The 23,118-nt window shown below is 75.2% G+C and carries 19 protein-coding genes; 15 read left to right on the top strand and 4 right to left on the bottom strand.

Annotated elements, in window-relative coordinates:
- The first annotated feature begins 230 nt into the window (after window positions 1–230).
- From OG335_RS39375 to OG335_RS39350, 6 genes are all read left to right on the top strand, one after another.
- A complete protein-coding gene (locus OG335_RS39375) occupies window positions 231–1,544 on the top strand; it encodes a D-alanyl-D-alanine carboxypeptidase family protein (RefSeq protein WP_405009050.1) in 1,314 nt (437 codons plus the stop codon).
- A gap of 116 nt (window positions 1,545–1,660) precedes the next feature.
- The gene (locus tag OG335_RS39370; protein ID WP_405009051.1) at window positions 1,661–2,023 is read left to right on the top strand and encodes a VOC family protein; all 363 of its coding nucleotides are present in this window, start codon (window positions 1,661–1,663) and stop codon (window positions 2,021–2,023) included.
- Window positions 2,024–2,178: 155 nt separating this feature from the next.
- The gene (locus OG335_RS39365) at window positions 2,179–3,453 is read left to right on the top strand and encodes a PQQ-binding-like beta-propeller repeat protein (protein ID WP_405009052.1); all 1,275 of its coding nucleotides are present in this window, start codon (window positions 2,179–2,181) and stop codon (window positions 3,451–3,453) included.
- 244 nt (window positions 3,454–3,697) lie between these two features.
- Window positions 3,698–4,222 (top strand): PadR family transcriptional regulator, encoded by a 525-nt coding sequence (locus OG335_RS39360; protein ID WP_405009053.1) that lies wholly within the window; start codon window positions 3,698–3,700, stop codon window positions 4,220–4,222.
- On the top strand, window positions 4,219–4,905 hold the full coding sequence (locus OG335_RS39355) for an ABC transporter ATP-binding protein (RefSeq protein ID WP_405009054.1): 687 nt from the start codon (window positions 4,219–4,221) through the stop codon (window positions 4,903–4,905). Before OG335_RS39360 ends, OG335_RS39355 begins: the two co-directional genes overlap by 4 nt.
- On the top strand, window positions 4,902–7,127 hold the full coding sequence (locus tag OG335_RS39350; protein ID WP_405009055.1) for an FtsX-like permease family protein: 2,226 nt from the start codon (window positions 4,902–4,904) through the stop codon (window positions 7,125–7,127). Before OG335_RS39355 ends, OG335_RS39350 begins: the two co-directional genes overlap by 4 nt.
- Window positions 7,128–7,179: 52 nt before the next feature.
- On the opposite strand, the gene OG335_RS39345 is transcribed toward OG335_RS39350, so the two are convergent.
- Entirely contained in the window at window positions 7,180–8,448 is a 1,269-nt protein-coding gene (locus OG335_RS39345) for a hypothetical protein (protein ID WP_405009056.1), read from the bottom strand.
- Window positions 8,449–9,025: 577 nt separating this feature from the next.
- Here OG335_RS39345 and OG335_RS39340 point away from each other — a divergent pair.
- The 4 genes from OG335_RS39340 to OG335_RS39325 all read left to right on the top strand — a co-directional run bounded on the left by OG335_RS39340 (window position 9,026) and on the right by OG335_RS39325 (window position 14,953).
- Complete coding sequence (locus OG335_RS39340; RefSeq protein ID WP_405009057.1) at window positions 9,026–9,400, top strand: transglycosylase SLT domain-containing protein; 375 nt, start codon at window positions 9,026–9,028, stop codon at window positions 9,398–9,400.
- Between the two features lie 350 nt (window positions 9,401–9,750).
- Window positions 9,751–10,443, top strand: a complete 693-nt coding sequence (locus OG335_RS39335) for a hypothetical protein (RefSeq protein ID WP_405009058.1) — start codon at window positions 9,751–9,753, stop codon at window positions 10,441–10,443.
- Window positions 10,440–14,645 (top strand): DUF6531 domain-containing protein, encoded by a 4,206-nt coding sequence (locus tag OG335_RS39330; protein WP_405009059.1) that lies wholly within the window; start codon window positions 10,440–10,442, stop codon window positions 14,643–14,645. The genes OG335_RS39335 and OG335_RS39330 overlap by 4 nt, the downstream gene beginning before the upstream one ends.
- Window positions 14,642–14,953 carry a hypothetical protein gene (locus OG335_RS39325; protein ID WP_405009060.1) on the top strand — a complete coding sequence of 104 codons (312 nt, stop codon included), beginning with the start codon at window positions 14,642–14,644 and terminating at the stop codon, window positions 14,951–14,953. The genes OG335_RS39330 and OG335_RS39325 overlap by 4 nt, the downstream gene beginning before the upstream one ends.
- A gap of 87 nt (window positions 14,954–15,040) precedes the next feature.
- On the opposite strand, the gene OG335_RS39320 is transcribed toward OG335_RS39325, so the two are convergent.
- Entirely contained in the window at window positions 15,041–15,802 is a 762-nt protein-coding gene (locus OG335_RS39320; RefSeq protein ID WP_405009061.1) for a GntR family transcriptional regulator, read from the bottom strand.
- A 133-nt stretch (window positions 15,803–15,935) separates the two neighbouring features.
- Here OG335_RS39320 and OG335_RS39315 point away from each other — a divergent pair, with 133 nt between their 5' ends.
- A complete protein-coding gene (locus OG335_RS39315; RefSeq protein ID WP_405009062.1) occupies window positions 15,936–17,099 on the top strand; it encodes a tyrosine-protein phosphatase in 1,164 nt (387 codons plus the stop codon).
- Window positions 17,100–17,160: 61 nt separating this feature from the next.
- On the opposite strand, the gene OG335_RS39310 is transcribed toward OG335_RS39315, so the two are convergent.
- Window positions 17,161–17,919, bottom strand: a complete 759-nt coding sequence (locus OG335_RS39310; protein ID WP_405009063.1) for an SDR family oxidoreductase — start codon at window positions 17,917–17,919, stop codon at window positions 17,161–17,163.
- Window positions 17,920–18,067: 148 nt separating this feature from the next.
- Between OG335_RS39310 and OG335_RS39305 the strand changes: the two genes are divergently transcribed.
- The 3 genes from OG335_RS39305 to OG335_RS39295 all read left to right on the top strand — a co-directional run bounded on the left by OG335_RS39305 (window position 18,068) and on the right by OG335_RS39295 (window position 19,756).
- Window positions 18,068–18,910, top strand: a complete 843-nt coding sequence (locus OG335_RS39305) for a helix-turn-helix domain-containing protein (protein ID WP_405009064.1) — start codon at window positions 18,068–18,070, stop codon at window positions 18,908–18,910.
- Window positions 18,911–19,099: 189 nt separating this feature from the next.
- Window positions 19,100–19,417, top strand: a complete 318-nt coding sequence (locus OG335_RS39300; RefSeq protein WP_405009065.1) for a hypothetical protein — start codon at window positions 19,100–19,102, stop codon at window positions 19,415–19,417.
- Window positions 19,418–19,468: 51 nt separating this feature from the next.
- Window positions 19,469–19,756, top strand: coding sequence for a hypothetical protein (locus OG335_RS39295; protein ID WP_405009066.1), 288 nt, complete (start codon window positions 19,469–19,471; stop codon window positions 19,754–19,756).
- 96 nt (window positions 19,757–19,852) lie between these two features.
- Here OG335_RS39295 and OG335_RS39290 read toward each other — a convergent pair whose 3' ends face one another.
- On the bottom strand, window positions 19,853–21,187 hold the full coding sequence (locus OG335_RS39290) for an ABC transporter substrate-binding protein (protein ID WP_405009067.1): 1,335 nt from the start codon (window positions 21,185–21,187) through the stop codon (window positions 19,853–19,855).
- Window positions 21,188–21,758: 571 nt separating this feature from the next.
- Between OG335_RS39290 and OG335_RS39285 the strand changes: the two genes are divergently transcribed.
- Window positions 21,759–23,117 carry an endo-1,4-beta-xylanase gene (locus OG335_RS39285; RefSeq protein WP_405009068.1) on the top strand — a complete coding sequence of 453 codons (1,359 nt, stop codon included), beginning with the start codon at window positions 21,759–21,761 and terminating at the stop codon, window positions 23,115–23,117.
- Window position 23,118 lies beyond the last annotated feature (1 nt).

The raw sequence follows: 23,118 nt of genomic DNA, 5'->3' as shown, positions 1-23,118 counted from the left end.
CACCCTCCCGCGATCCCCGCCGGCCCGCATCCGGACCGCACCCGGACCGCACCCGGCGGCGATACGGCCGCGATACGGCCGCGATACGGCCGCGATACGGACGGCATCCGGCCCGGCGGGCGTCGAGGAACCCGCTCCCGCCGGGGCGGGTCGCTCCCGTCCGCGGGGCGGCGTTCCCGGACGGCGCAGTACGGGGGCGGGCCGGAGGAGGCCGTGGGTACGGTCGCAGCGTGCGCTTGTCATGTCACCTCATATGCCTGGTGTCGGCCGCCGCGATAGGTGTGGGGCCGCTGCTCGCCCCCGCCGTCCCCGCCGCCGCCACGGGCCGCCCGCAGGGCGCGGTCTCCCCCGTCGGCGGCCCTCGGCTGGGACGCTCCGGCGTCCAGGCCGACCCGCTGGTGGGCGCTCCGGCCCTGCCGTCCGAACTCACCGCGCTGGCCTGGCTGGTGGCCGACGCCACCACGGGCGACGTGCTCGCCGCGCAGAACGCGCATCTGCCGCTGCCGCCCGCCAGCACCCTGAAGATGCTCTTCGCCGACACGCTGCTGCCGAAGTTCGACCGGTCGCTGGTGCACCAGGTCACCACGGCCGACCTCGCCGGCATCGGCGAGGGCAGCAGCCTCGTCGGGGTCAAGGAGGGTCTGGGCTACCGGGTCCAGGACCTGTGGCGCGGGGTGTTCCTCAGCTCCGGCAACGACGCCGTCCACGTCCTCGCCCGGATGAACGGGGGCATAGCCCGGACCGTCACGCAGATGCAGGCCCGCGCGGAGGCGCTGCAGGCCCTCGACACCCACGTGGTCACGCCGGACGGCTACGACGAGGACGGCCAGGTCTCCTCGGCGTACGACCTGACGCTGTTCGCCCGCGCCGGGCTGCGCGACCCGGACTTCCGCGGCTACTGCGCCACGCGCACCGCGGAGTTCCCCGGCGCGGTCGACCTCGCCACCGGGGTGCGCAGCAGCTACGCGATCGCCAACACCGACCGGCTGCTGGGCAGTTACCCCGGCCTGATCGGCGTGAAGAACGGCTACACCACCAACGCGGGCGCGACCTTCACCGGCGCGGCCGTCCGCGACGGCCGCACGCTGCTCGTCACGGTGATGCACCCGGAATCCTCCGGCACGGTCTACGACGAGGCCGCTCTGTTGCTCGACTGGGGCTTCGCCGCGGCCGGCCGGGTCCGGCCGGTCGGCGTGCTGGCACCGGACGGCGCGCAGCCCGCCGCCGCGGCGCCGGACGAACTCCCCCGGGCCACCCCGCTGCCCGCCGGTGACGACGGGATCGGCGCGGCCTGGTGGGCGGCGGGCGCCGCGGCGGGAACCGCGGTGGTGCTCGCGGGCGCAGCGGCGGTCACGGGCCGGGGCGGCCGCCGCCCCTCGGCAGGTCCGGCAGGTCCGACAGGTCCGGCAGGTCCGACAGCGGGCGGGGCGGGCGGGGCGGTCGCGCTCCGGCCCCGCACGGTGGCCGGCCCGGCGAGGCGGCCGGTGCGGCGGGCCGTCCGCAGGATGGTCGGGACGGCCCGCCGACGGCGGCGGGCGCGCTGACCCCGGCCGGTACGGTGTCCGGGCCCCGCCGCCTCCGCCCCGGCGCACGAGCCTGCGCCCGCCCGCTCCTGCACCCGGCGGGACGCCGGCTCCGGCACTGCGGCAGCATGGGCGGCATGCGCATCCTCGGACTGACCTTCGCCGGTTCCTCGACACCGCACCGCCCTGAGATGGCCCGGTTCCTCCGCAACACGCTGGCCCTGCCCGTCAGCAGGGTGGAGGGGGTCGAGGCCGACCTGTTCGACCTGCCCGACGGGTCCGTGTTCGCGGTGGCGTCCCCGGGCGGGATGGGTGACACGGCACGGTCGGTCGGCTTCCTGGTGGACGATCTCGACGCCGCCGGGCGGGCCCTGCGGGAGGCCGGCGTCGAGACGGGTCCGGTCGGCGAGAACGCGCGTGACCGCTACCTGCACTTCCGGGCGCCCGACGGCGAGCTCTACGAGCTGGTCGAGCGCAAGGGCGACGCCGGACGGCCCTGAGCCCTCCGGCGCCGGGCCCCGCCACCGCTTCCTCGGCCCAGCCCGGCCCGGCCGCGGCCCGGCAACCCCTCCCCCGGCGGGTCCCCGGCCCGGGTGCTGCGGCTATCCTCCCGGCGGGGACGGCCCGGCCGGGGCCGCACGGGGAGGGGGCGTCCGTGTCCGAATGGTCCGGCGGCCCGGCGGGCGGCACAGCACTCGACCCGGCGCCCGGCGACACGTGGCCGGCCTCCGCGGTGCCGGCCGGCGAGGAGCTCCACGAGCCACCCGCGGCCCCGGGCCGGCGGCGGGTGCTGCTCGGCGCCGGCGCGGCCCTTCTCGGCGGCGCGGCGGCCTGGCGGCTCACCCGTGACGGCCGACCGCCGCGCGAGCCGCGCCTCTTCTCCGGCCCCGCGCCGGTGTGGAGCATCGACGGCCCCGGACCACGGACCCCCGAGCGGCTGGTCGGCACCCTGCCGAGTGCCGCCTACGTCACCGCTGCGGCGCTGCTGCTGCTCGATCCGGCGACCGGCTCCGTCCGGCACACGCTCCGCCTCCCCGAAGGCCGCCGCCCCGCGCCCGGGCCGACCGGCGGGACACCGGACCCCGACCGGCTGGTCGTGGGCGGCGGCCGGGTGTACTCCACGACGGCGACGACCGTCCACGGCTACCGCCTCACCGACGGCGTGCGCGACCGCGAGGCCGCCGCGACCGGGCTGCTGGGCCGCTCGGCCGCGTTCGCCCTGGACGGCTGGGCGGAGGGCACCGCGTACGGCCGGGCGGCGGCCGGCGGCCCCGCGGCGCCGCTGGTGTTCGGGCTCGGCACCGGCCCGGGCGCGGCCGGCTGGGTGCGCCCGGCCGGCGAGGGCGGCGGGCAGCTGCTCGACCTGCGGCCGGCCACCGGCGGCCTGCTGCTGGCGCGGAGCAGCCGCGACGAACTGGTCGCCCTGGACACCGCGGACGGCTCGCGCCGGTGGCTGGTCGCCGCCGACCAGGCACTGCGCTGGACGGAGACCGACGCGACCCGGGTGTACGTCGCGCAGCGCGGCTCCGGTCTGCGGGCGGTGCGCCTCGCCGACGGCGGGCCGGCGTGGTCGCTGCCGCCGGCCGACGCGGCATGGCGGCGTCTTCGGCCGCTGGCGGCGGGCGGGGCGCTGTTCGTGCCCCGGGACGACGGGGTGGTGACCCGTCACGCGGTCGGCGACGGCGGCGAGGTGTGGTCGTGCCGGCTGCCCTTCCGTCCGGACGCCCGCTGCCGGCCCGTCCTCGCCGGCGGCACGCTGTTCGTGCCCGGCCCGCGGACGGGCGGCATCGCCGCGCTCGACGCCGCCACCGGCGAACTCCGGTGGACCTTCCAGGACTACGCCCCCGGGGCCGGCTACTGGCAGCTCGACACGGACGGCCGTCAGGTGTACGCCGGGCACGACAGCGTCCTGCACGCCCTGCGGGTCTGACGGCCCGTCCACCTGCCCGCCTGTCTGCCTGTCCGTCCACCTGCCGGCCTGCCCGCCTGCCCGTCCATCCACCTGCCTGCCCGCCTGTCTGTCCGGCCGCCTGCCCGGCCGCGCGTCGCCCGGGAGCGGTGACGGCTGCCGGGGCGCTTCCCTCCGGTCGGGGGCGCGCTGTCCGCAGGGCCCGGTTCGGGCGCATTCCCGCGATGTATACACCGAGTGTATACACGTGGTGTACGGTCGCCCCATGAGTGTTCCCCTGACGCTTCTCGGCCTGCTGGAGCGCGAGCCCAGCCACGGCTACGACCTCAAGCGCGACTACGACGCCCTCTTCGGCCGGGGCAAACCGCTGCCGTACGGCCAGGTCTACGCGACGCTCGGACGCCTCGCCCGCGACGGCAAGGTCGTCGCCGCGGACGCGGAGCCCGGCGACGGGCCCGAGCGCAAGCGGTACGTCATCACCGACGCCGGGGTGACGGAGTTCGAGACCTGGCTCACCGAGCCCGTCGCGGCCGAACCGCACCTGCAGACCGTGCTGTTCACCAAGGTCGTGCTGGCCCTGATGCTCGGGCGCGACGCCGGGCAGTACCTCGACACCCAGCGCGCCGCGCACATGCAGCGCATGCGCGAACTCACCGAACTGCGCCGCAACGGCGCACTGGTCGACGCCCTGCTCGCCGACCACGGCCTCTTCCACCTGGAGGCCGACCTGCGGTGGATCGACCTGACCGCCGCCCGTCTCGACGCGCTCGCGCAGGAGGTACGTCCATGACCGCCCTCATCGAGGCCCGCGGCCTCGAACTCTCCTTCGGCGAGACGCCCGCCCTGCGCGGGGCCGACCTCGCCGTCGACGCCGGCGAGATGCTCGCCGTCATGGGTCCCAGCGGCTCCGGCAAGTCGACCCTGCTGCACTGCCTGGCCGGCATCCTCGTGCCGGACGCGGGCGAGGTGCACGTCGACGGCCTGCGGATCGACACCCTCGACGAGGCCCGGCGCAGTGCCCTGCGCCGCGACCGGTTCGGCTTCGTCTTCCAGTTCGGCCAGCTCGTCCCCGAACTGACCGCGGAGGAGAACGTCGCCCTGCCGCTGCTGCTCGGCGGCGCCCGCCGCGCCTCCGCCCTCGCCGAGGCCCGCCCGTGGTTCGCCCGGCTCGGCCTCGACGGGCTGGAGCACCGCCGTTCCGGCGAACTGTCGGGCGGCCAGGCGCAGCGCGTCGCCCTCGCCCGCGGACTCGTCACCCGCCCGCAGGTGCTGTTCGCGGACGAGCCGACGGGCGCCCTCGACTCCCTGACCGGCGAGCAGGTGATGGAGCTGATGGTCGCCGCCGCCCGCGCGGAGGGCACCACCGTCGTCCTGGTCACCCACGAGCCGCGGGTCGCGGCCTTCGCCGACCGCGAGGCCGTCGTCCGCGACGGCCGGGCGACCTCCCTGCGCACCGAGCGGCTCGCCTCGTGATCCGGTTCGCGCTGCGCCTCGCCGTCAGCGGCGGACGGGAGGCCGTGGCCCGGCTCGTCGTCATCGCGGCGGCCGTGGCGATCGGCGTCGGCCTGCTGCTCTCCACGCTCGCCGGCATCAACGCCGTCGCCGCGGCCAACGACCGGCTGCTGTGGCTCAACAGCGGGTCGGCCGGAAACACCGCAACGGCCGACGTCGCCCCTCTCCTGTGGCGGGCGCACGAGGACTACTACGCCGGCCGGCCGATCGTCGAGGTGGACGTCGCCGCGACGGGCCCCACCTCGCCCGTCCCGCCCGGTCTGTCGCAGGTGCCGGCGCCCGGGGAGTACCGGGCCTCGCCGGCGCTCGCCGACCTCCTGCGCGACACCCCGGCGGACCTGCTCGCGGACCGGCTGCCCGGCCGGATGGCCGGGCTGCTGGGAGAGGAGGCGCTGCAGTCGCCGGACTCGCTGGTCGCCGTCGTCGGCCGCACCCCGGAGCAGCTCCGCGCCGTGCCGGACGTCCGGTCGGTCACCGCCGTCGCCGACTCGCTCCCCGCCCGCTGCCAGGACTGCCCCGGTCTCGGTGTCCGCGGTGACGCCATGACGCTCATCCTGTCGGTGGTCGCCGGCGCGCTGATCTTCCCGGTGGTGATGTTCATCGGCACCGCCACCCGGCTCTCCGCGGCCACCCGTGAGCAGCGGTTCGCCGCGATGCGGCTGGTCGGCGCGACCCCCCGGCAGATCTCGGTGATCTCCACGGTCGAGTCGACCCTCGCCGCAGCGGTCGGCACGGCGGCCGGCTTCGCCGTGTTCGCCGCGCTCCGGCCCGTCGTCGCGACCGTGCCGTTCACCGGTGAGCGCTTCTTCACCACCGACCTGACCCTCACGGCCGTACAGATCGCGGCGGTCGCCGTCGGTGTCCCGGTGGCGGCCGCCGTGGCCGCCCGGCTCGCCCTGCGCCGGGTCGTCGTCTCGCCGCTCGGCGTCAGCCGCCGGGTGACGCCTCGGCCCCCGCAGGCCTGGCGGCTCGGGCCGCTGCTGGCCGGCCTGGCCGAGCTGGCCTGGTTCGTCGGCCGCCGCCCCGAGTCCACGAACGCGCAGACCGCCGCCTACCTCACCGGCTTCCTGCTGATCATGCTGGGCCTGGTGGTCGCCGGGCCGTGGCTGACCATGACCGCCGCCCGGGCCGTCGCCCTGCACACCCGCCGGCCGGCCACACTGATCGCCGTCCGGCGGCTCGCCGACGACCCGAAGGCCGGGTTCCGCGCCGTCAGCGGCCTCGTGCTGGCACTGTTCGTGACCAGCGCCACCATCGGCATCATCGGCACCATCGACACCAACCGCGGCGGGCTCGCGGGTGATCCGCTGACCCGCGCCGCCGTGGAGCACGGCGCGATGCTCGACGAGCCGCCGATGGCCGACTCGGTGCCGGAGCGGGTCCTCGCCGGCCTCCGGGCCGTGCCCGGCGCCCGCGGCCTGGCCGTCGTCCACGCCAACCCCGACCGGATCGGGATCGAGGCCGACCCGGCCCGCCGCTGGGCCCCCGGGCTGGTGCTCTGCTCGGACCTCGCACAGATCCCCGTCGTCGGCCACTGCCCGGCCGGGGCGAGCGTCGCGGCCGTGCCGCTGTACGAGTTCCTCGACCTGCGCGCGAAGACGGGCACGGAGTGGCCGGCCGCCGCGATCGCCCCGGAGAGCGTCGCCCGGCTGCCCGTCCAGATGGTGTACGCGACCACCGACGGGTCGACGGCCGCCATGGAACGCACCCGCACCGTGCTCACCCGCGCCTTCCCCGCCCAGCAGGCCCGGACGGTCGGCGACTGGGGCTCGTCCCAGCAGCAGGAGCTGGCGGGCTGGCGGCGGCTCGCCGACGTGGTGCTGCTCACCACCCTGCCCATCGCCGGGTGCAGCCTCGCGGTCGGCGTGGTCGCGGGGCTGTCCGACCGGCGGCGGCCGTTCGCGATGCTGCGGCTGACCGGCGCGCCGCTCGGCCTGCTGCAGCGGGTGATCGCCCTGGAGAGCGCGCTGCCGCTGCTGGTCGCGGCGGTGGTCGCGACGGGCACGGGATTCCTCGCGGCGCAGATGTTCCTCACCTCGCAGATGCACTACGACCTCGTGCTGCCGGGCCTCTCCTTCTACGGGCTGAGCGGGCTCGCGCTGGCTGCATCGCTCGGGATCATCGCCTCCACCCTGCCGGTGCTGCGGCGGATCACCGGTCCGGAGGCGGCACGCAACGGGTGACGGGCCGCGCCGGGGGGTGCGGAGCCGGAGGGCGGGGTGAGGGGCGGTGTCCTCACCCTCCGGCGTCGGCGCTGCGGCGCGCGGCGGCGGCCCGCACCTCGGGCTCCTCCATCGGGTCGTCGCGCAGAGCGGCGACCTGCTCCCGTACGCCCGGCCGGTCGGGGGCCTCGGCGATGCCGAGCAGGCGGGCCTCGGCCTGGCAGTCCCACAGCGACTCGACGTGCGCCTCGTCCAGCCCGGATGGGTCGATCGCGGCGAGCGCCCGCAGGTAGGCGGGGCGCTCGTACGAGTGCGGTGTACGCAGCCAGAACCGGCGCAGTACGGGGACGGCCTCCGCCGCGGCCGGGCCGCACCGGGCCAGGCCCGCCGCCAGGGTCTCGGGGCCGCACCAGGCACGCTCCCGCCAGTTCGCCTCCAGGGCGGCCACCAGGACGGGCAGGTCGCGCGGCTCGCCGTGCCGGGCGAGCACGGCGAGGCCGATCCGGGCCAGCCAGGGCCTGCCGTCGGCCGCCCACTCGCGGGCGGCGGGCACGGCGGGGGCGCCGATCCGGGAGACCGCGCGCGGCAGCCCCGACAGCGGCCGCTCGCCGTCCGCCGAGCCCAGCGAGGGCACGAGCGGCAGCAGGTCCGGCCGACCCGGGCGGTGGGCCAGCCTGAGCAGGGCGGCGGCCCGGGCGGCGGGGTCGGCCGCCGGGTCGGCGAGCACGGCGACGAGACGGCGGCTGCTCGCCTCCACCTCGACGGCGCGTACCCGCGGCCGCGGGGGCGGTGCGGGCGCTGTCGCGGGCAGGCCCCAGCGGGTCCACGGCTCGGAGCACCGGAGCAGCGGTTCCTCGCCGGTGAGCCGGGCCCGCGCCGTGCCCGCCAGGTCGTCCCACCAGGCTGCCGGCCATCGGCGCGCGACCGCTTCGAGGACGTCCGTCCAGTGCTCGCCCTCCCTGATGTACGTCCGCAGCGCCTCGCGGGCCGGGAGGGAACCGGAGAGGGCGAGCAGCTCCAGCACCCCCGTGGCCTGTTCGCGGGCGTCCGCGTCGCCGGTGAGCAGATCGGCGATCGGGCCGGTCGGCAGGTCGAGGTCGCGGACCAGACGGGCCAGGTAGAGGTGGCGCTCGTCCACGAGGGAGTCCCAGCTCCAGTCCTGCCGGATCATCTCGTGCACCGGCGCGGCGGCCCCGGAGTCGCGGGGCGCGGCAGCGGCTCCGAGGCCGCGGCCGCGCTGCAGCAGCCCGCGGAGGGTGGAGACCGGCGCGTAGGCCTGGCCGGGATCCGGGGCGGGCTCGGGGTGCGGGGCGTGCGGTCCGTCGGGCGTCGCATCGTTCATCGCGCGGAGCCTGCCGGGGAACGGGCGTCCGCGCCAACGCTTTTCGGCCGCGGCCGGGCCGGCGGCGGTGTGGCGGCGGTCGCATTCGGGGTCGGCGGTCGCGACCGCGCGTGGTGGCAGGAGTTCACCGGGTGACGGGCGGGCCGGGGCCCCCGGTGAGGGTCCTCACACGAACGACCCTTCCACGACGGTGGGTAGTAGCGGCGCACGGGCAGTACGGCGGCGGGCTCGCCACCGCGCGGCACGCATCCGCCGCGGCACGTCCCCGCAGGTCGGACGGCACGGACCGGCGCCCGGTCATCGGCGGGGGCCCTCGGCGGCGGAGTGCATTCCCGGGCGCACCGTCGGGGCCGGTCTACGACGGAGGGTCGTAGCCGGGGGTCTTGGCGGGGCCCGGGGTGGTCTGGCAGCTTTGGCCGAGTCGAAGCCGTACCGGCACCTGTCCCGCCGGGTGCGGCGAATCGCCGAGTCCCGCCCTCGCTCCCACGGCCCCTGTCCGGCCCGGGAAGGTCGGCGGACGGGACACCGGCCCAACCTGATCGAGGTCAAGCTCTTCATGCCCGCTTTCAAGCTTCGTATGCGCACTTCCGCTGCTCTTCTCGCCGGCACCGCCGGAATCGCCGCCCTGGGCGCCGGCCTCATGCCCGCCACCGCCACCGCCGCGACCGCCTCCCCGCAGAGCATCGCCGCGCAGATCGTCCCCGCCGGCCAGCTCGCCTCGTTCAAGCAGATCATCAGCCACGAGTCGGGCTGGAACGTCCACGCCACCAACCCCTCCTCCGGCGCCTACGGCCTCGCCCAGGCACTGCCCGGCTCCAAGATGGCCTCCGCCGGAGCCGACTGGAAGACCAACCCCAAGACCCAGATCAAGTGGGCCTACGACTACATGAACTCCCGCTACGGCAGCCCCAACGCCGCCTGGTCCTTCTGGCAGACCCACCACTGGTACTAAAAACCGGCCGCTCCCCCCGAGCGCCCGCACCACCCGTACCACCCGCACCACCCGTCCGGCACGAGCCACTCCCCCCACCGCCCCGGTGGCCGGACAGGGACCACCAGGGGCGCCCGAGGGGGCCCGGCAGGCACACACCGCCGCCGGGCCCCCTCGACCCGTCTCCGCACCCGGCCCGTTTCGCAGACCCGAATCCCGCCTCGCACCCCGCACTACCGCTTCCGGCAGGTCGGTCGCCGCCGCACGGCGCGCGCGACACGGACCCGGCGACATGACGGTCCGTAATATTTTCAGGTTAACCTGCCCTGTACACAGCAAGACGAACGTGAACATGTACGGGGGTGGGTGGGGTGGGCGTTGTGCTGCCCGACGAACTGGCGTGGGTGCTCGACCTGATAGGCATCGACTGGCCGAACGTCGACGAGGACGACTACCGGGAGATGGCGGACTCGCTACGGGAGTTCGCCGCGGACATCCGCGATCACGCGGCGGAGTCGCACCAGGCCGTCCAGCGGATGATGGCCTCGAACTCCGGAGCCTCGGCCGAGGCCTTCAACGCGCACTGGGAGAAACTCTCCGGTGAGCACATCGAACAGCTCGTGACCGGCTGCGGGGTGGCGGCCGCCGTGCTGGACGGGGTGGCCGTCGTCATCACCGCCGCGAAGATCGCCGCCATCGTCCAACTCGTCATCATGGCGGCCGAGGTGATCGCCGCCCAGGCGGCGGCGCCCTTCACCTTCGGCCTGTCGGAGGTCGCCGCGGTCAGCGCCACCCAGGCGACCCGGGTGATCGTCCGGCGCGCGCTGAAGGAGGCCGAGGAGCAGATCGTCGAACAGCTGGTCTCCGCCGCCACCGGGCCGATCATCAGCGCCGTCGCGGGCATGGCCGCGAACCTCGTCATCCAGCTCGGCTCCGAGGCCGTCGGCCTCGGCGACGGCGTCGACATGACGGAGGTCGCACGGGCGGGCGAGGACGGACTGCGCAGCGGCGCCGACGACTCGATGGACCAGCTGGGCATCGGCGGAACGAGGACCCAGGCATGAGCGGCGAGTTCCGGCACGACCCCCTCGAAGTCGACACCCTCGCGGGCAGGTTCGGCGAGCACTCCGAGAAGATGAACGACTCCGGCGACCGGCATCTCGGCCGCGCGCGCCGGGCCCAGGGCCGCACCCGGGGCCGGGGCGCGCTCGCGCAGGCCGCCGAGACCGGCGTCGACCAGCTGATGGAGGCCGTCACCAAGGGCCAGAAGGCGCTGGGCAAACACCTCGACGACGTCGGCAAGGGGCTGAAGCAGACATCCGCCAACCACCGCGCCAACGAGGCCGACGTCGCCCGGAGTCTCGGCGGGATCACCAGCGGCACCCCCGCCCCGCGCACCGTCCCGGCCGCCGGCTCCGGCACCCGGAGCTGGGCGAGCGTCGCAGGAGGCAGCGGCAGCGGCGGCGGCGCGCCCAAGCCGACCCCGCCGAAGCCCGCCCCGCCCAAGCCCCCGGCCGACCTCCGCGGCAACGCCGACGGGCCCGGCCGGACGGACATCCAGTCGAACCGCCGCAACACCCGGAGCGACCCGGTCGACATCGCCTCCGGCGAGGTCGTCCTGGCGCAGACCGACGTCACCCTGCCCGGTGTGCTGCCCCTGGTGCTCTCCCGCACGCACGTGTCGAGCTACCGCAGCGGCGGCTGGTTCGGGCCGAGTTGGGCCTCCACCCTCGACCAGTACCTCGAACTCGACGACGAGGGCGTGGTGTTCGCCACCGAGGACGGCATGCTGCTGGTCTACCCGGTGCCCGCGCACGGGCAGCAGGTGCAGCCCGTGCAGGGCCCGGCCTGGCCGCTCTCCTGGGACGGCCCCGACGGCGGACTGCGCGTCACCGACCCCTACTCCGGCACCTGCTGGCACTTCGCCCCGCTGCCCGACGGCGCCCGCCCGCCGACGCGCCGCACCGGGGCGCTGCCGCTGCCGCTCGCCGCGGTGACCGACCGGGCGGGCAACCGCATCGAGATCCTCCACGGACCGCGGGGCGTGCCCACCGAGCTGCGGCACAGCGGCGGTTACCGGGTCGGCATCGACACCGCCGGGCCGCGGATCACCGGTCTGCGGCTGCTCCCGGCCGAACCACCGGCACCGGACCCGGTGGCGGCCGGGCAGGCACCGGCGGACACCGTCCAGGGGGATGCCGCCCAGGCGGCTGCCGTCCAGCCGGACACCGCGGGCGCGGACGCCGCGCCGGCCGAACCCGACATCGTGCTGGTCGGCTTCGGCTACGACGGCAACGGCCACCTCTCGGCCGTCACCAACTCCTCGGGCCTCGCCATGGGGTTCACCTACGACCCCGCCGGCCGGATCAGCTCCTGGACGGACCGTCTCGGCTACCGCTACCGCTACCTGTACGACCGGGCCGGCCGCTGCGTGCAGACCCGGGGCGACGGCGGCCACCTCGACGCGGTGTTCGCCTACGACGACGTCCGGCGCACCACCACGATGACCGACTCGCTCGGCCACCGCACCGTCTTCCACCTCGACGAGCACGGCCGCACCGTGCGCGAGACCGCCCCGCACGGCGCGGTCGCGCTGACGGAGTGGGACGACCGCGGCCGCCTCCTGTCGCGAACGGACCCGCTGGGCGGCACCACGGCGTTCCGCTACGACGCCGCGGGCAACCTCGCCGTGAGCATCCTGCCGGACGGCACGGCCGGCGAGGCCGTCCGCGACGAGCAGCACCGCATCACCGCCCTGACCGCGCTCGACGGCGCGCAGTGGCGCTACCGGTACGACGAGCACGGCGCGCTGGCCGAGTCCACGGACCCGCTCGGCGCCCGCACGGTCTACCGCAACGGTCCCGGCGGCCACGCCCGTACCGTCACCGACCCGCTCGGCCGCACCACCTCCGTGGCGACCGACCGGGCCGGGCTGCCGGTGCGCACCAGCGACCCGACGGGCGCGGTGGTGGAGGTCGTCCGCGACCACTTCGGCCGCCCGGCCACCATGACGGACCCGCTCGGCGCGGTCACCTCGTACGGCTGGACGGTCGAGGGGCGGCCCGCCTGGCAGGTCGAGCCGGACGGCTCGCGCCAGGAGTGGGGCTACGACCCGGAGGGCAACCTCGTCGAGCACCGCGACACCTCCGGGGCGGTCACCCGGTTCGCGTACACCGCGTTCGGCCGGCTCGCCGCCCGCACCGCCCCGGACGGCACGCGGTACGCCTTCCGCTACGACACCCAGCTGCGGCTGGTCGAGGTGGCCCGGGGCGACGGCGCCCGGTGGACGTACCGGTACGACGAGGTCGGCGACATCGTCGGCGAGACGGACTTCGCCGGGCGCAGCATCGCCTACACCCGCGACCCGGCCGGGCGGATCGTCGCCCGCACCAACGGCGCGGGCCAGACGGTCGAGTACCGCCGCGACGCGCGCGGCCGCACGGTCGAGCTCGTCGCCGACGGCCGCACCACCCGCTACACGTACGACGCGGCCGGGCGCGTGCTGACGGTCTCCGACGGCAGCAGCGTGCTGCGGCACACCTACGACGCCGCGGGCCGCCCCCTCACCGAGGAGTGCGACGGCGCGGTCGTCACCTCGCAGTACGACGGCACCGGCCGGCGGGTGCTGCGCCGCACGCCGAGCGGGACGGAGTCGCGGTGGAGCTACGGGCCGGACGGGCTGCCGCAGTCCCTCGCCGGGCCGGACGGCACCATCGCCTTCGAGTACGATGCGGCGGGCCGGGAGGTGCGGCGCACCTTCGGCGCCGCCGAACTCACCAGCACCTGGGACGCCGCCGACCGCCTGACCGCGCTGGCGCTGGCCTCCGCCGGCGGGCCGGCGCGGCGGCGCGGCTACCACTACCGCGCGGACGGCGCGCTCGTCGGGATCACCGGCCCGGACGGCGGCGACCGGACGTTCGAGCTGGACGCGGCGGCCCGGGTGACGGCCGTCACCGGCGCGGGCTGGACGGAGCGGTACGCCTACGACAGCGAGGGCGCCGTCACCCGTGGCGAGGCCCCCGGCCCGGCCGTCGAGGACAGCGACGGCGCACGCCTGCTGGAGCTGGGCCGGCTGCGGACGGCCGGGCGCACCGCGTACGAGTACGACGGGCAGGGGCGACTGGTCCGGGAGACCCGCCGACTGCTGTCCGGCGGGCGGCAGGTGCGCGAGTACCGCTGGGACAGCCACGACCAGCTGGTCGAGGTGCGGGTGCCGGACGGGACGCTCTGGCGCTACCGGTACGACCCGACGGGCCGCCGGACGGGCAAGGTGCACCTGACGGCGGACGGCACCGCGGTGCTGGCGCAGACCCGGTTCGCGTGGGACGGCGCGCAGCTCGCCGAGGAGGTGCACGCCGACGCGTCCGGCACCACCGTGACAAGCTGGGACTGGAGCGTCGGCGGGCAGCGGCCGGTCGCGCAGACCCGCCGGCACCTGCCGGCCGGGGCGCTGCCGCAGGACGAGGTCGACCGGCGCTTCCACGCGATCGTCACCGACCTGGTCGGCGCGCCGACCGAACTGGTCGGCGCGGACGGCACGGTGGCGTGGCAGGCGCGGTCCACCCTGTGGGGTGCGCCCGCCGCCGGCGACCCGGCCGTGCCGGGCGCCGCGGACTGCCCGCTGCGCTTCCCCGGGCAGTACGCCGACGCCGAGACCGGCCTGCACTACAACGTGCTGCGCTACTACGACCCGCGCACCGCCCGCTACATCAGCCCGGACCCGCTCGGACTGGAGGCCGGACCCGACCCGTACGGGTACGTGCCGAACCCGCACGCGTGGAGCGACCCGCTCGGCCTGGACGCGGGCATGGTCAACCTCTACCACGGCACCACCGGGAACGGTGCCCAGTCGATCGTCGACAACGGCATCAACCCCAACTTCCGTCCCCGGCCGATGGACTTCGGCCGCGGCGGCTTCTACGTCACCAACGACCGCCGACAGGCGGAGCGCTGGGCGCAGCGGCTGGGCAACGACACCAACGGCGGGCCCGCGGTGATGCACTTCCAGGTGCCGCGCAACGAGCTGGACGCGCTGAACAGCCGCCGGTTCGGGGCGAACGAGGACCAGGCGCTCGGCGACTTCATCCGCCACAACCGCGGCGGCGGCGCGATGCACGACTACGACATGGTGGAGGGCAGAATGCTGATGAACATGCCCGCGCTGCGCAATCCCAACATCCCGATGACGCTGCGCGGCCACCAGATGGCCTTCTACACGGACCGGGGAGCGAGCCTGATGCAGAACTCGTACGCGGGGCTCGTATGAGCGACGCGTTCCTGATGCACGCCGACGCGGAGACGACCGCGTACTTCTCCGAGGTCGCCGACGCGCTGTGCGCGCTCTTCGGTATCCCGCGGGCCGAGGCCGTGGCCCGGCTGAACGCGCAGTGGGGGGCGGTGGAGTTCGAGCCGTACCCCGACCTGGTGTGCCACGAGGAGCCGGAGCACTGGGCGTACCTCCTCTACCACGGCGACGTGCCGTACTGGGAGGCGGACGCCGACCGGTCGGCGTGGCCGGTGCTGCCTCCGCCGCCGGCCGGGTCGGCGGCCTGGACGGCGCCGCCGCAGGGTTGACGCCGGAGGACCGGGAGCCCGGCCCGGGCGGTCTGGCCCGGGCTCCCGGCCCTCAGTTCTCAGCCATCAGGCCTCAGTTCTCGGCTCTCAGTCCTGGTAGTGCAGGACGAAACGGACGGCGTCGCCGCGCAGGCGGCGCCGGACGAAGTACACCGGCGTGCCGTCGGCGGTGCAGCTGACGCCCTCGCGGACGAGCAGCGGGTGGCCGGTCGGCACGCCGAGCAGCGGGGCGTCGGTGAGGTCGGCGGCGGTCGCGGAGAACGCCCGCCAGGCGTACCGCACGGGTTCGCCGAGCACCCGGTGGAGCGCGGCGGCGAGGTTGGCGGTGTCCTCCAGCGCGGGCAGCACGGCGGGCAGGAGGTCGGCGGCGAGCCAGTAGCTGCTGACGGCGAGCGGGCTGCCCCCGGGGTCGATGAGGGTGTCGATGCGGCGGACGTGCCCGGCCGGCAGGCCGAGGGCGCGGGTCGCCTCGCCCTCGGCGGTGTCGGCGGTGCGCAGGACGCGTTCGACCCGGGCGGTCGCCGGGTCGGGCTGCGGGGCCGTGGGGTCGGCCGGTGCGGCGGGGCTCCCAGAGGCGATCCGCTGGCTGCGCGGGCTGACGTCGACGGACACCTGGGTGGGCGGTGTGCGGACGAAGGTGCCGATGCCGCGGTGGATCTCGACGGCCCCGGCGCGGTCGAGCTCGGCGACGGCCTGACGCACCGTCAGCCGGTTGACGGCGTACCGGTCGGCGAGCTCGGACTCGCTCGGCAGTCGCGCGCCCGGGGGGAGGTCCCTGCTGTCGATGCGGCCCTGCAGGTGCCGGGCGAGCTGGAGGTAGAGGGGCACGGTCCCGTGGCGCTGCAACACCCGGCGCATCCTACGGCAGCGCGGTGGAGCGGCGCCGACACGTCACGTTCATCTCCGCTCCTCGTGCGGTCGCCCTGCGCGTCAGCTCCGACATCTAGACGTATAGATGTCCGCCCTGACCTTGGAGAACAGCATGTCCCAGCCCCTGAACGCCGCCGCTGCCGCCGGCCACCCCACGGCCCGCCCCACCGCCCGCCGGCTCGTCACGGCAGGCCTCGCCGGGGCGCTCGCCCTCGGCACGATGGCCGGCACCGCCTCCGTCGCGGACGCCGCCACCGCCCACCCGGCCGCCGCGCACGGACCGGCGCGGTCCGCGCAGGCGATCCCCTTCACCGCGGCGACCGTGACCCGGCAGGCCGACGGCTCGTTCACCGTCGCCTGGTCCGCCCCCGGCGTCCGCCACGTCACCGTCCTCGCCGGCCGCGACCCCCAGCACATCGACCGGCGGCACGCCGTCGCCACAGGCCGCGGCAGCGACACCGCCACGATCACCGGACTCGGCAGCGCGGACCGCTGGTGGTTCGAGATCGTGCCCGACCACGGCGCGTCCCTCACCCTCGCCGACCGCTCCCTGCACCTCGCCTCCGCCCCCAACTTCCGCGACGCGGGCGGCTACCGCACGAGCGGCGGCCACTGGGTACGGATGGGCGTCCTCTACCGCTCCGGCGACCTCGCCCGCCTCACCGACGCCGACCTGGCGACGCTCCGCCGCCTCGGCATCCGCACCGACATCGACCTGCGCACCGCCTCCGAGCGCGCGGCCTCCCCGGACCGCGTCCCCACCGGCACCACCTACGTCGTCGCGGACGTCCTCGGCAGCGGCATCGCCGGCTCGCTGCCCGCCACGGAGGCCGCCGCGGTGCAGATGATGGAGGACGTCGAGCGCACCATGGTCTCCTCCGACAGCGGCCGCGCGGCGTACACCACGCTGGTCGGCGCCGCCGCCGACCGCGGCGCGGCCGCCGTCCTCTACCACTGCACGGCCGGCAAGGACCGCACCGGCTGGGCGAGCGCCGCCGTCCTCACCGCCCTCGGCGTGCCCCGCGCGACCGTGAACGCCGACTACCTCGCCAGCAACACCTACCGCGCCGCCGAGAACGCCGCCGCCCTCCAGCAGGTGCCCGCGTCGATGCGGCCCGCCTACCAGGCCCTCCTCGACGTGCGCCCGTCCTACCTCGACGCCGGCTTCGCCGAGGTCACCCGCGTCTACGGCTCCTTCGACGGCTACCTGCGCACCGGCCTCGGCCTCGACGCGCGCGACCTGCGCGACCTGCGCCGGCAGCTGCTCGTCGGCTGAGCCGACCCGCAGCCCGCACCCGCGGTTCGGTCCCGGGCCGCGGGGCGATCCCGGCCCGGGCTCAGCCCCGGGTCGGGACGACCAGCGAGTGCGCGAGGTGGACGTGCCGGGGGCGACTGACGGTGTAGGCGATCAGGTCCGCGACGTCCTCCGCGCGCAGCACCGGGACGGCGTCCATCATCGCGGCGAACTGCGCGCTCAGCCCGGGGTTGTCGATGTGCTGCACGATCTCGGTGTCGGTCAGGCCCGGCTCGACCGCACTCACCCGCACGTCCTTCGGGCCGTACTCGGTGCGCAGCGAGGCGGACAGGTGGCTGACCGCGGCCTTGGTGGCGGCGTAGACGGCGAACGCCGGGTAGGTCGTGCGGGCCGAGACGGACGAGACGGTGACGAGGTCCGCGGACCGGCCGGCGGCGGCCGCGGCGACCAGGTCGTCGGCGAACGCGTCGATGACGTGCAGGGTGCCGGTGAGGTTGGTGTCGACCATCCGCGTCCACTCGTCGAGCCGGTGCAGGTCCGCCGGGTTGGGCAGGGCCACCCCGGCCGCGTTGACCAGGAGGTCGATGCCGCCGAGCGCCGTGCGGACGGTGTCCGCGGCGCCCTGCACCGCGTGCCGGTCGGTGATGTCCGCGGTCACCGCGAGGGCGCGTCCGCCGTCGGCGGCGATCTTCGCGGCCAGCTCGGCGAGGCGGTCGGTGCGCCGGGCGAGGAGCGCCACCGTGGCACCGCCCGCGGCGAGGAGCCGTGCGGTGGCGGCGCCCATGCCGCTGGCCGCTCCGGTGACCAGGGCGGTGCGTCCGGCGAGGGAGGGGTAGGTCATGCGGGTGTCCTTCGGTCGGCTCCGGTGCCGGCCCGGACGGGTCGGCGGTCCCACCCTCGCCCCGGGCACGGGGTTCCGCCCAGGGCTCGGCCCGTCGTAGGTCCGGCAGTACCAGGCTCGCCCGGCCGACGGCCCGTAAGCTGGGCCGATGGACAACGCCCTGGGGGACTTCCTGCGCTCGCGTCGCGCCCGGCTGCGCCCGCAGGACGTCGGGTTGGTGGGATACGGCCCGCGGCGCGTGCCGGGGCTCCGCCGCGAGGAGGTCGCCCGGCTCGCCGGGGTGAGCGTCGACTACTACGTGCGGCTGGAGCAGGGGCGCCGGGGGCCCGCGGCGTCCGACTCCGTGCTCGGGGCGGTCGCCCGCGCGCTGGCCCTCGACGAGGTCGAACGCCGGCACCTCTTCGACCTGGCCCGCCCTCCGGCGCCGCGGACGCCCGCGCAGCCCGCCGTCCGGCCGGGCGTCCGGTCGGTGCTGGACGCCCTGGGCGGCGCACCCGCCTTCGTCCTCGGCCGCCGGATGCAGGTGCTCGCGTGGAACGCGATCGCCGACGCCCTCCTCGGCTTCTCGGCCGTGCCCGGGGGCTACAACGCGGCACGGCAGATCTTCCTCGACCCGGCGGCGCGGACGCTCTTCACCCGCTGGGAGGAGGAGGTGGCCGCCGACGCCGTCGCCTTCCTGCGCCTGGACGCGGGCCGGCACCCGGACGATCCCCGGCTGACCGCGCTCATCGCCGAACTCTCCTACCGGAGCGGCGACTTCCGCGCCATGTGGGCGGCCCACCGGGTGAAGGACAAGACCCACGGCCGCAAGCACCTGTGGCACCCGGCCACCGGCGCGCTCGACTTCGCCTACGAGAGCCTCACCCTGCCCGGCGACCCGGACGTCCTGATCGTGGCCTACACCGCGGAGCCCGGTTCGCGGACGGCGCAGCGGATCGCCCTGCTCGCCGAGCTGTCGGCCCCGGCGATGGCGGGCGCGGGCGCGGGCTGACCCGTCGCGGGCCGCCCCGGACACGGCGGCCGGAAACCCGGAGTTCACCGACCACCCCTACCCAGGGTGGACATGGACACGGCACACTGGTGCCCGCACCGCGCGCCGCGCACGAACGGCCCGTGCCGCGACGGCACCGGCGCGTCCCGGCCGCACCGTCAGGAGCACCGTCCGGCAGAGGAGCCGACCATGCGGATGTCCCTCGCTCGCGCCCTGGTGGCGGTCGCCGCCGTGGCGGCACCCTCCGTCGCCGCCACCGGCACCGCCGGGGCGGTCGTCCCGCCCGAACACGCGGTCATCGTCTGTCAGAGCGCGAGCTTCTACGCCAACTACGACAGCGCCTCCGGCCCGGTGGGGCTGGTCCGGGTGCTCGGCGCCGGCAACAAGGTCGGCCACACCAGGGGCGCCCACCCGGTCTACAACGGCTGGGCGGCGACCTTCGACTTCGGCAAGGGCGACTGGGGCTACGTGCGCATCGAGTGCCTCGGCGGCTACGGCTCCTGGTGACGCGGCACGCCGCGCCCACTCCCCCGACCCGCCCGACCGAGGAGCATCTCCGTGACCGTCACCCGCACCCTCCTGCGCACCGTCGCGGCATCGGCCGCCCTCGCCGCGGCGACGCTCACGGCCGCACCGGCCCTGGCCGCCGACGGCACCGTCGGGCGGCGCGAGACCGTCTGCGCCCACGACCTGTACGTCCGCACCGCACCCGGCGGCGCCTGGACGGGCACGCTGTACACCGGCCAGACGTTCCTGGTCGAGCGCACCCAGAGCGGCTGGGTGTACGGCTTCGCCTACGGCGACATCAACCGGCACGGCTGGGTGCAGGACGGCTGGTTCTGCTGACCGGCCCCGCCGGGCCGCCCGTGGTACCTCCTGCGGCACCGCCGACCGGTGCCGCAGGAGGAGCTTCAGGAGGAACTGCCGTGACCCGCCCGTGGATCAGCCCGTCGGCAGGGCCTGCATGGCCTTGACGAAGCCGTTCTCGTCGATCCGGCCGGCGAAGAAGTCCTGGACGGCCCGGTGGATGGGCGTGCTCGCCGCCGGCGGGTACGCCTGGTCCCAGGACAGCTCGAACGACGGCGCGGCCCTGACCAGGTCGAACTGGTAGGTGGAGTAGGCCGGGTTGGGGGCGGTGGCCAGGAACTTCGGCGTGTTGGTGGTGGTGGGCAGGTTGCCGACGCCCAACTGCGCCTGCACGAACTCGTCGGAGTACTGGAGCTTGAGGAACTCCGCGACGGCGGCCGGGTGCTTGGTCCGCTTGGCGACGGAGTAGAAGTTGTTGGTGTTGCCGACGACGTTCTTCGGGTCGCCCTTGCCGCCGGGGACGGTCGGGAAGGAGCCGTAGCCGAGGTCGGACGCGGCGAACTCCGGGGCGGCGTCCTGCTGCGTGGAGTACTCCCAGGAGCCCATCAGCTCGAAGGCGGCCCTGCCGTGGGCCAGCAGCGCCGGGGAGCCCCCGTCGGTGAACTTCACCGAGTCGTACGAGGTGCCGAAGGCCCCCGCGTCGACGAGCTGCCGGATCAGCCGGAGGGCCTTCCTGCTGTCGTCGCCCGCCCAGGCGTCCCGGTTGCCGTTCAGCGCCTTCTGGAAGAGGCCGGGGTCGGTGAGGCCGCTCGGGCCCGCGATGCGGTCGTAGAGGTACTCGAACCACATCAGGGTGGGCCACTGGTCGCCGCCGCCGAGGGCGATGGGGGTGACGCCCTTCGCCTTCAGGGTGCGTACGGCGTCGAGCAGTTCGCTCCACGTCCTCGGCGGCGTGAGGCCCGCGTCGGCGAGCACCTTCTTGTTGTGGAAGAGCAGCACGGGCTGGGTGCCGCGCATCGGCACGCCGTAGGCCTTGCCGTCGATGACCGCGGTGTTGAAGACCGACTGCAGGAAGTTGGCCTTGAGACCGGGGTCCTGGACGATCATGTCGTCGAGCGGCATGAGCAGCCCCGCGTCGACGAAGGGCTTGATGCTGCCGCCGCCCCAGTTGAAGAAGACGTCCGGCGCCTGCTTGGTGTTGATGACGGTCTGGAGCTTCTGCTGGTAGTCGGCGCCCGGGATGGTGTCCAGGACGGCCTTCACCTCGGAGGTCTTGTTGAAGGTCTCGACGAGCTGCTTCTCGACCTTGTTCGCGGCGTCGCCGTAGACGAGCACGTGGATCTCGCCGGTGCCGCTGTCGACGGCCTCGGCGTCGGCGCCGGGGTCGGATCCGCAGCCGGCCAGTGTCAGGCCGAGGAGCAGGGCGGTGCCGCCCGCGAGCAGGTGAGGGAGCCGGATGGGGCGTTGCATCGGAGCATCAAGCCTTTCGAAACTTTTCGGCATCATTGCCGAAATCTGTGGCGCGGCTGCGACGCTAGGACCCGCCCTGACAGAGGGTCAACCCCCGTGCACAGGGTTATCGGAACGTGACGCACCGACCTCCCGGCCACGCCACGCCCGCACATCCGGGGGCGACAACCCGCCGACCGCGGGTGGGGAACAGCGCCCCCGGCAGGCCCCGACCCGGCGTCGACCCGCAGGTTCACCCCGTCCGGCCAGGCTCGACAACGGTGCGCGAAAGGGCAACTGACCTGCCGTCAGGAACGCGGCACGCCCGGAGGTCCGCACCGGTGGCGGCAAAAGTTACTTGGGGGTAACTCTTGCGGGCTCGAAAACAGCCGGACCATACTCCGCAAGGTTTCCGGAACGTGTCGGCCGCCTGTCGACGCACCCGAGCACCCCCAGCACCCCGAGCACCCCGTGCCACCCGTGCCACCCGGAGCCCGCAACCGCCCCGACCCCCCACCCATCCACCCCACCCACCCCACTCGACCGGGCACCCCCACTTCCCCAGGGCCCGGTCCGACGAAGGAGACCGACGTTGAGGAAACTCCCGCGCCGCATCCGCCCGACCGTCGTCCGCGCCCTCCTCGCGACGGGCCTCGCCGGCGCCGTCGTGACGACCGGCCTGGCCGGCAGCGCCCACGCCGCGTCCACGCTGGCCGGGTCCGCCGCCGCGAAGGGCCGCTACTTCGGCGCCGCCGTCGCCGCGAACCACCTCGGTGAGAGTGCCTACGCCTCCACCCTGGACGCCGAGTTCAACGCCGTCACACCCGAGAACGAGATGAAGTGGGACGCCGTCGAGGCCACCCGCAACACGTTCACCTACGGCGCCGCCGACCAGATCGTCAGCCACGCCCAGAGCAAGTCCATGAAGGTCCGCGGCCACACCCTGGTCTGGTACTCCCAGCTCCCCGGCTGGGTCGGCGGCCTCGGCGCCACCGACCTGCGCACCGCGATGAACAACCACATCACCCAGGTCATGACCCACTACAAGGGCAAGATCTACGCCTGGGACGTCGTCAACGAGGCCTTCCAGGACGGATCCAGCGGCGCCCGCCGCAGCTCCCCGTTCCAGGACAAGCTCGGCAGCGGCTACATCGAGGAGGCCTTCCGCACCGCGCGCTCCGTCGACCCCAACGCCAAGCTCTGCTACAACGACTACAACACCGACGGCCAGAACGCGAAGAGCAACGCCGTCTACGCCATGGTCAAGGACTTCAAGCAGCGCGGCGTGCCCATCGACTGCGTCGGGTTCCAGTCGCACTTCAACAGCGCCTCGCCCGTGCCGTCCGACTACCAGGCGAACCTGCAGCGCTTCGCCGACCTCGGCGTCGACGTGCAGATCACCGAGCTCGACATCGAGGGCTCCGGCACCGCCCAGGCCACCAGCTACGGCAAGGTCACCACGGCCTGCCTCGCCGTCACCCGCTGCACCGGCATGACGGTCTGGGGCATCCCCGACAAGTACTCGTGGCGCAGCAGCGGCACCCCGCTGCTCTTCGACGACAACTACGGCAAGAAGCCGGCCTACACCGCCGTCCTGAACGCCCTCGGCGGCACCACCGGCGGAGGCGGGGGCGGCGGCGGCACCGCGACCTGCACCACCACCTACGCCCGGACCAACGTGTGGTCGGACCGCTTCAACGGCCAGGTCACCGTCACCGCGGGGAGCAGCGCCATCACCGCGTGGAGCGTGAACGTCACGCTCACCTCGCCGCAGAAGATCTCCGCCACCTGGAGCGGCACCCCGACCTGGGACAGCAGCGGCAACGTCATGACCATGAAGCCCAACGGCAACGGGAGCCTCGCCGCCGGGGCGTCCACCAGCTTCGGCTTCACCGTCATGACCAACGGCAACACCAACGCGCCCAGCATCGGAGCCTGCACCGCCTCGTGAC

It is taken from the genome of Kitasatospora sp. NBC_01539, from assembly GCF_045040525.1.
Lineage (GTDB): Bacteria > Actinomycetota > Actinomycetes > Streptomycetales > Streptomycetaceae > Kitasatospora.
The sequence above is the reverse complement of the archived record's forward strand: the minus strand, read 5'-3'. Positions and strand labels throughout refer to the sequence as shown.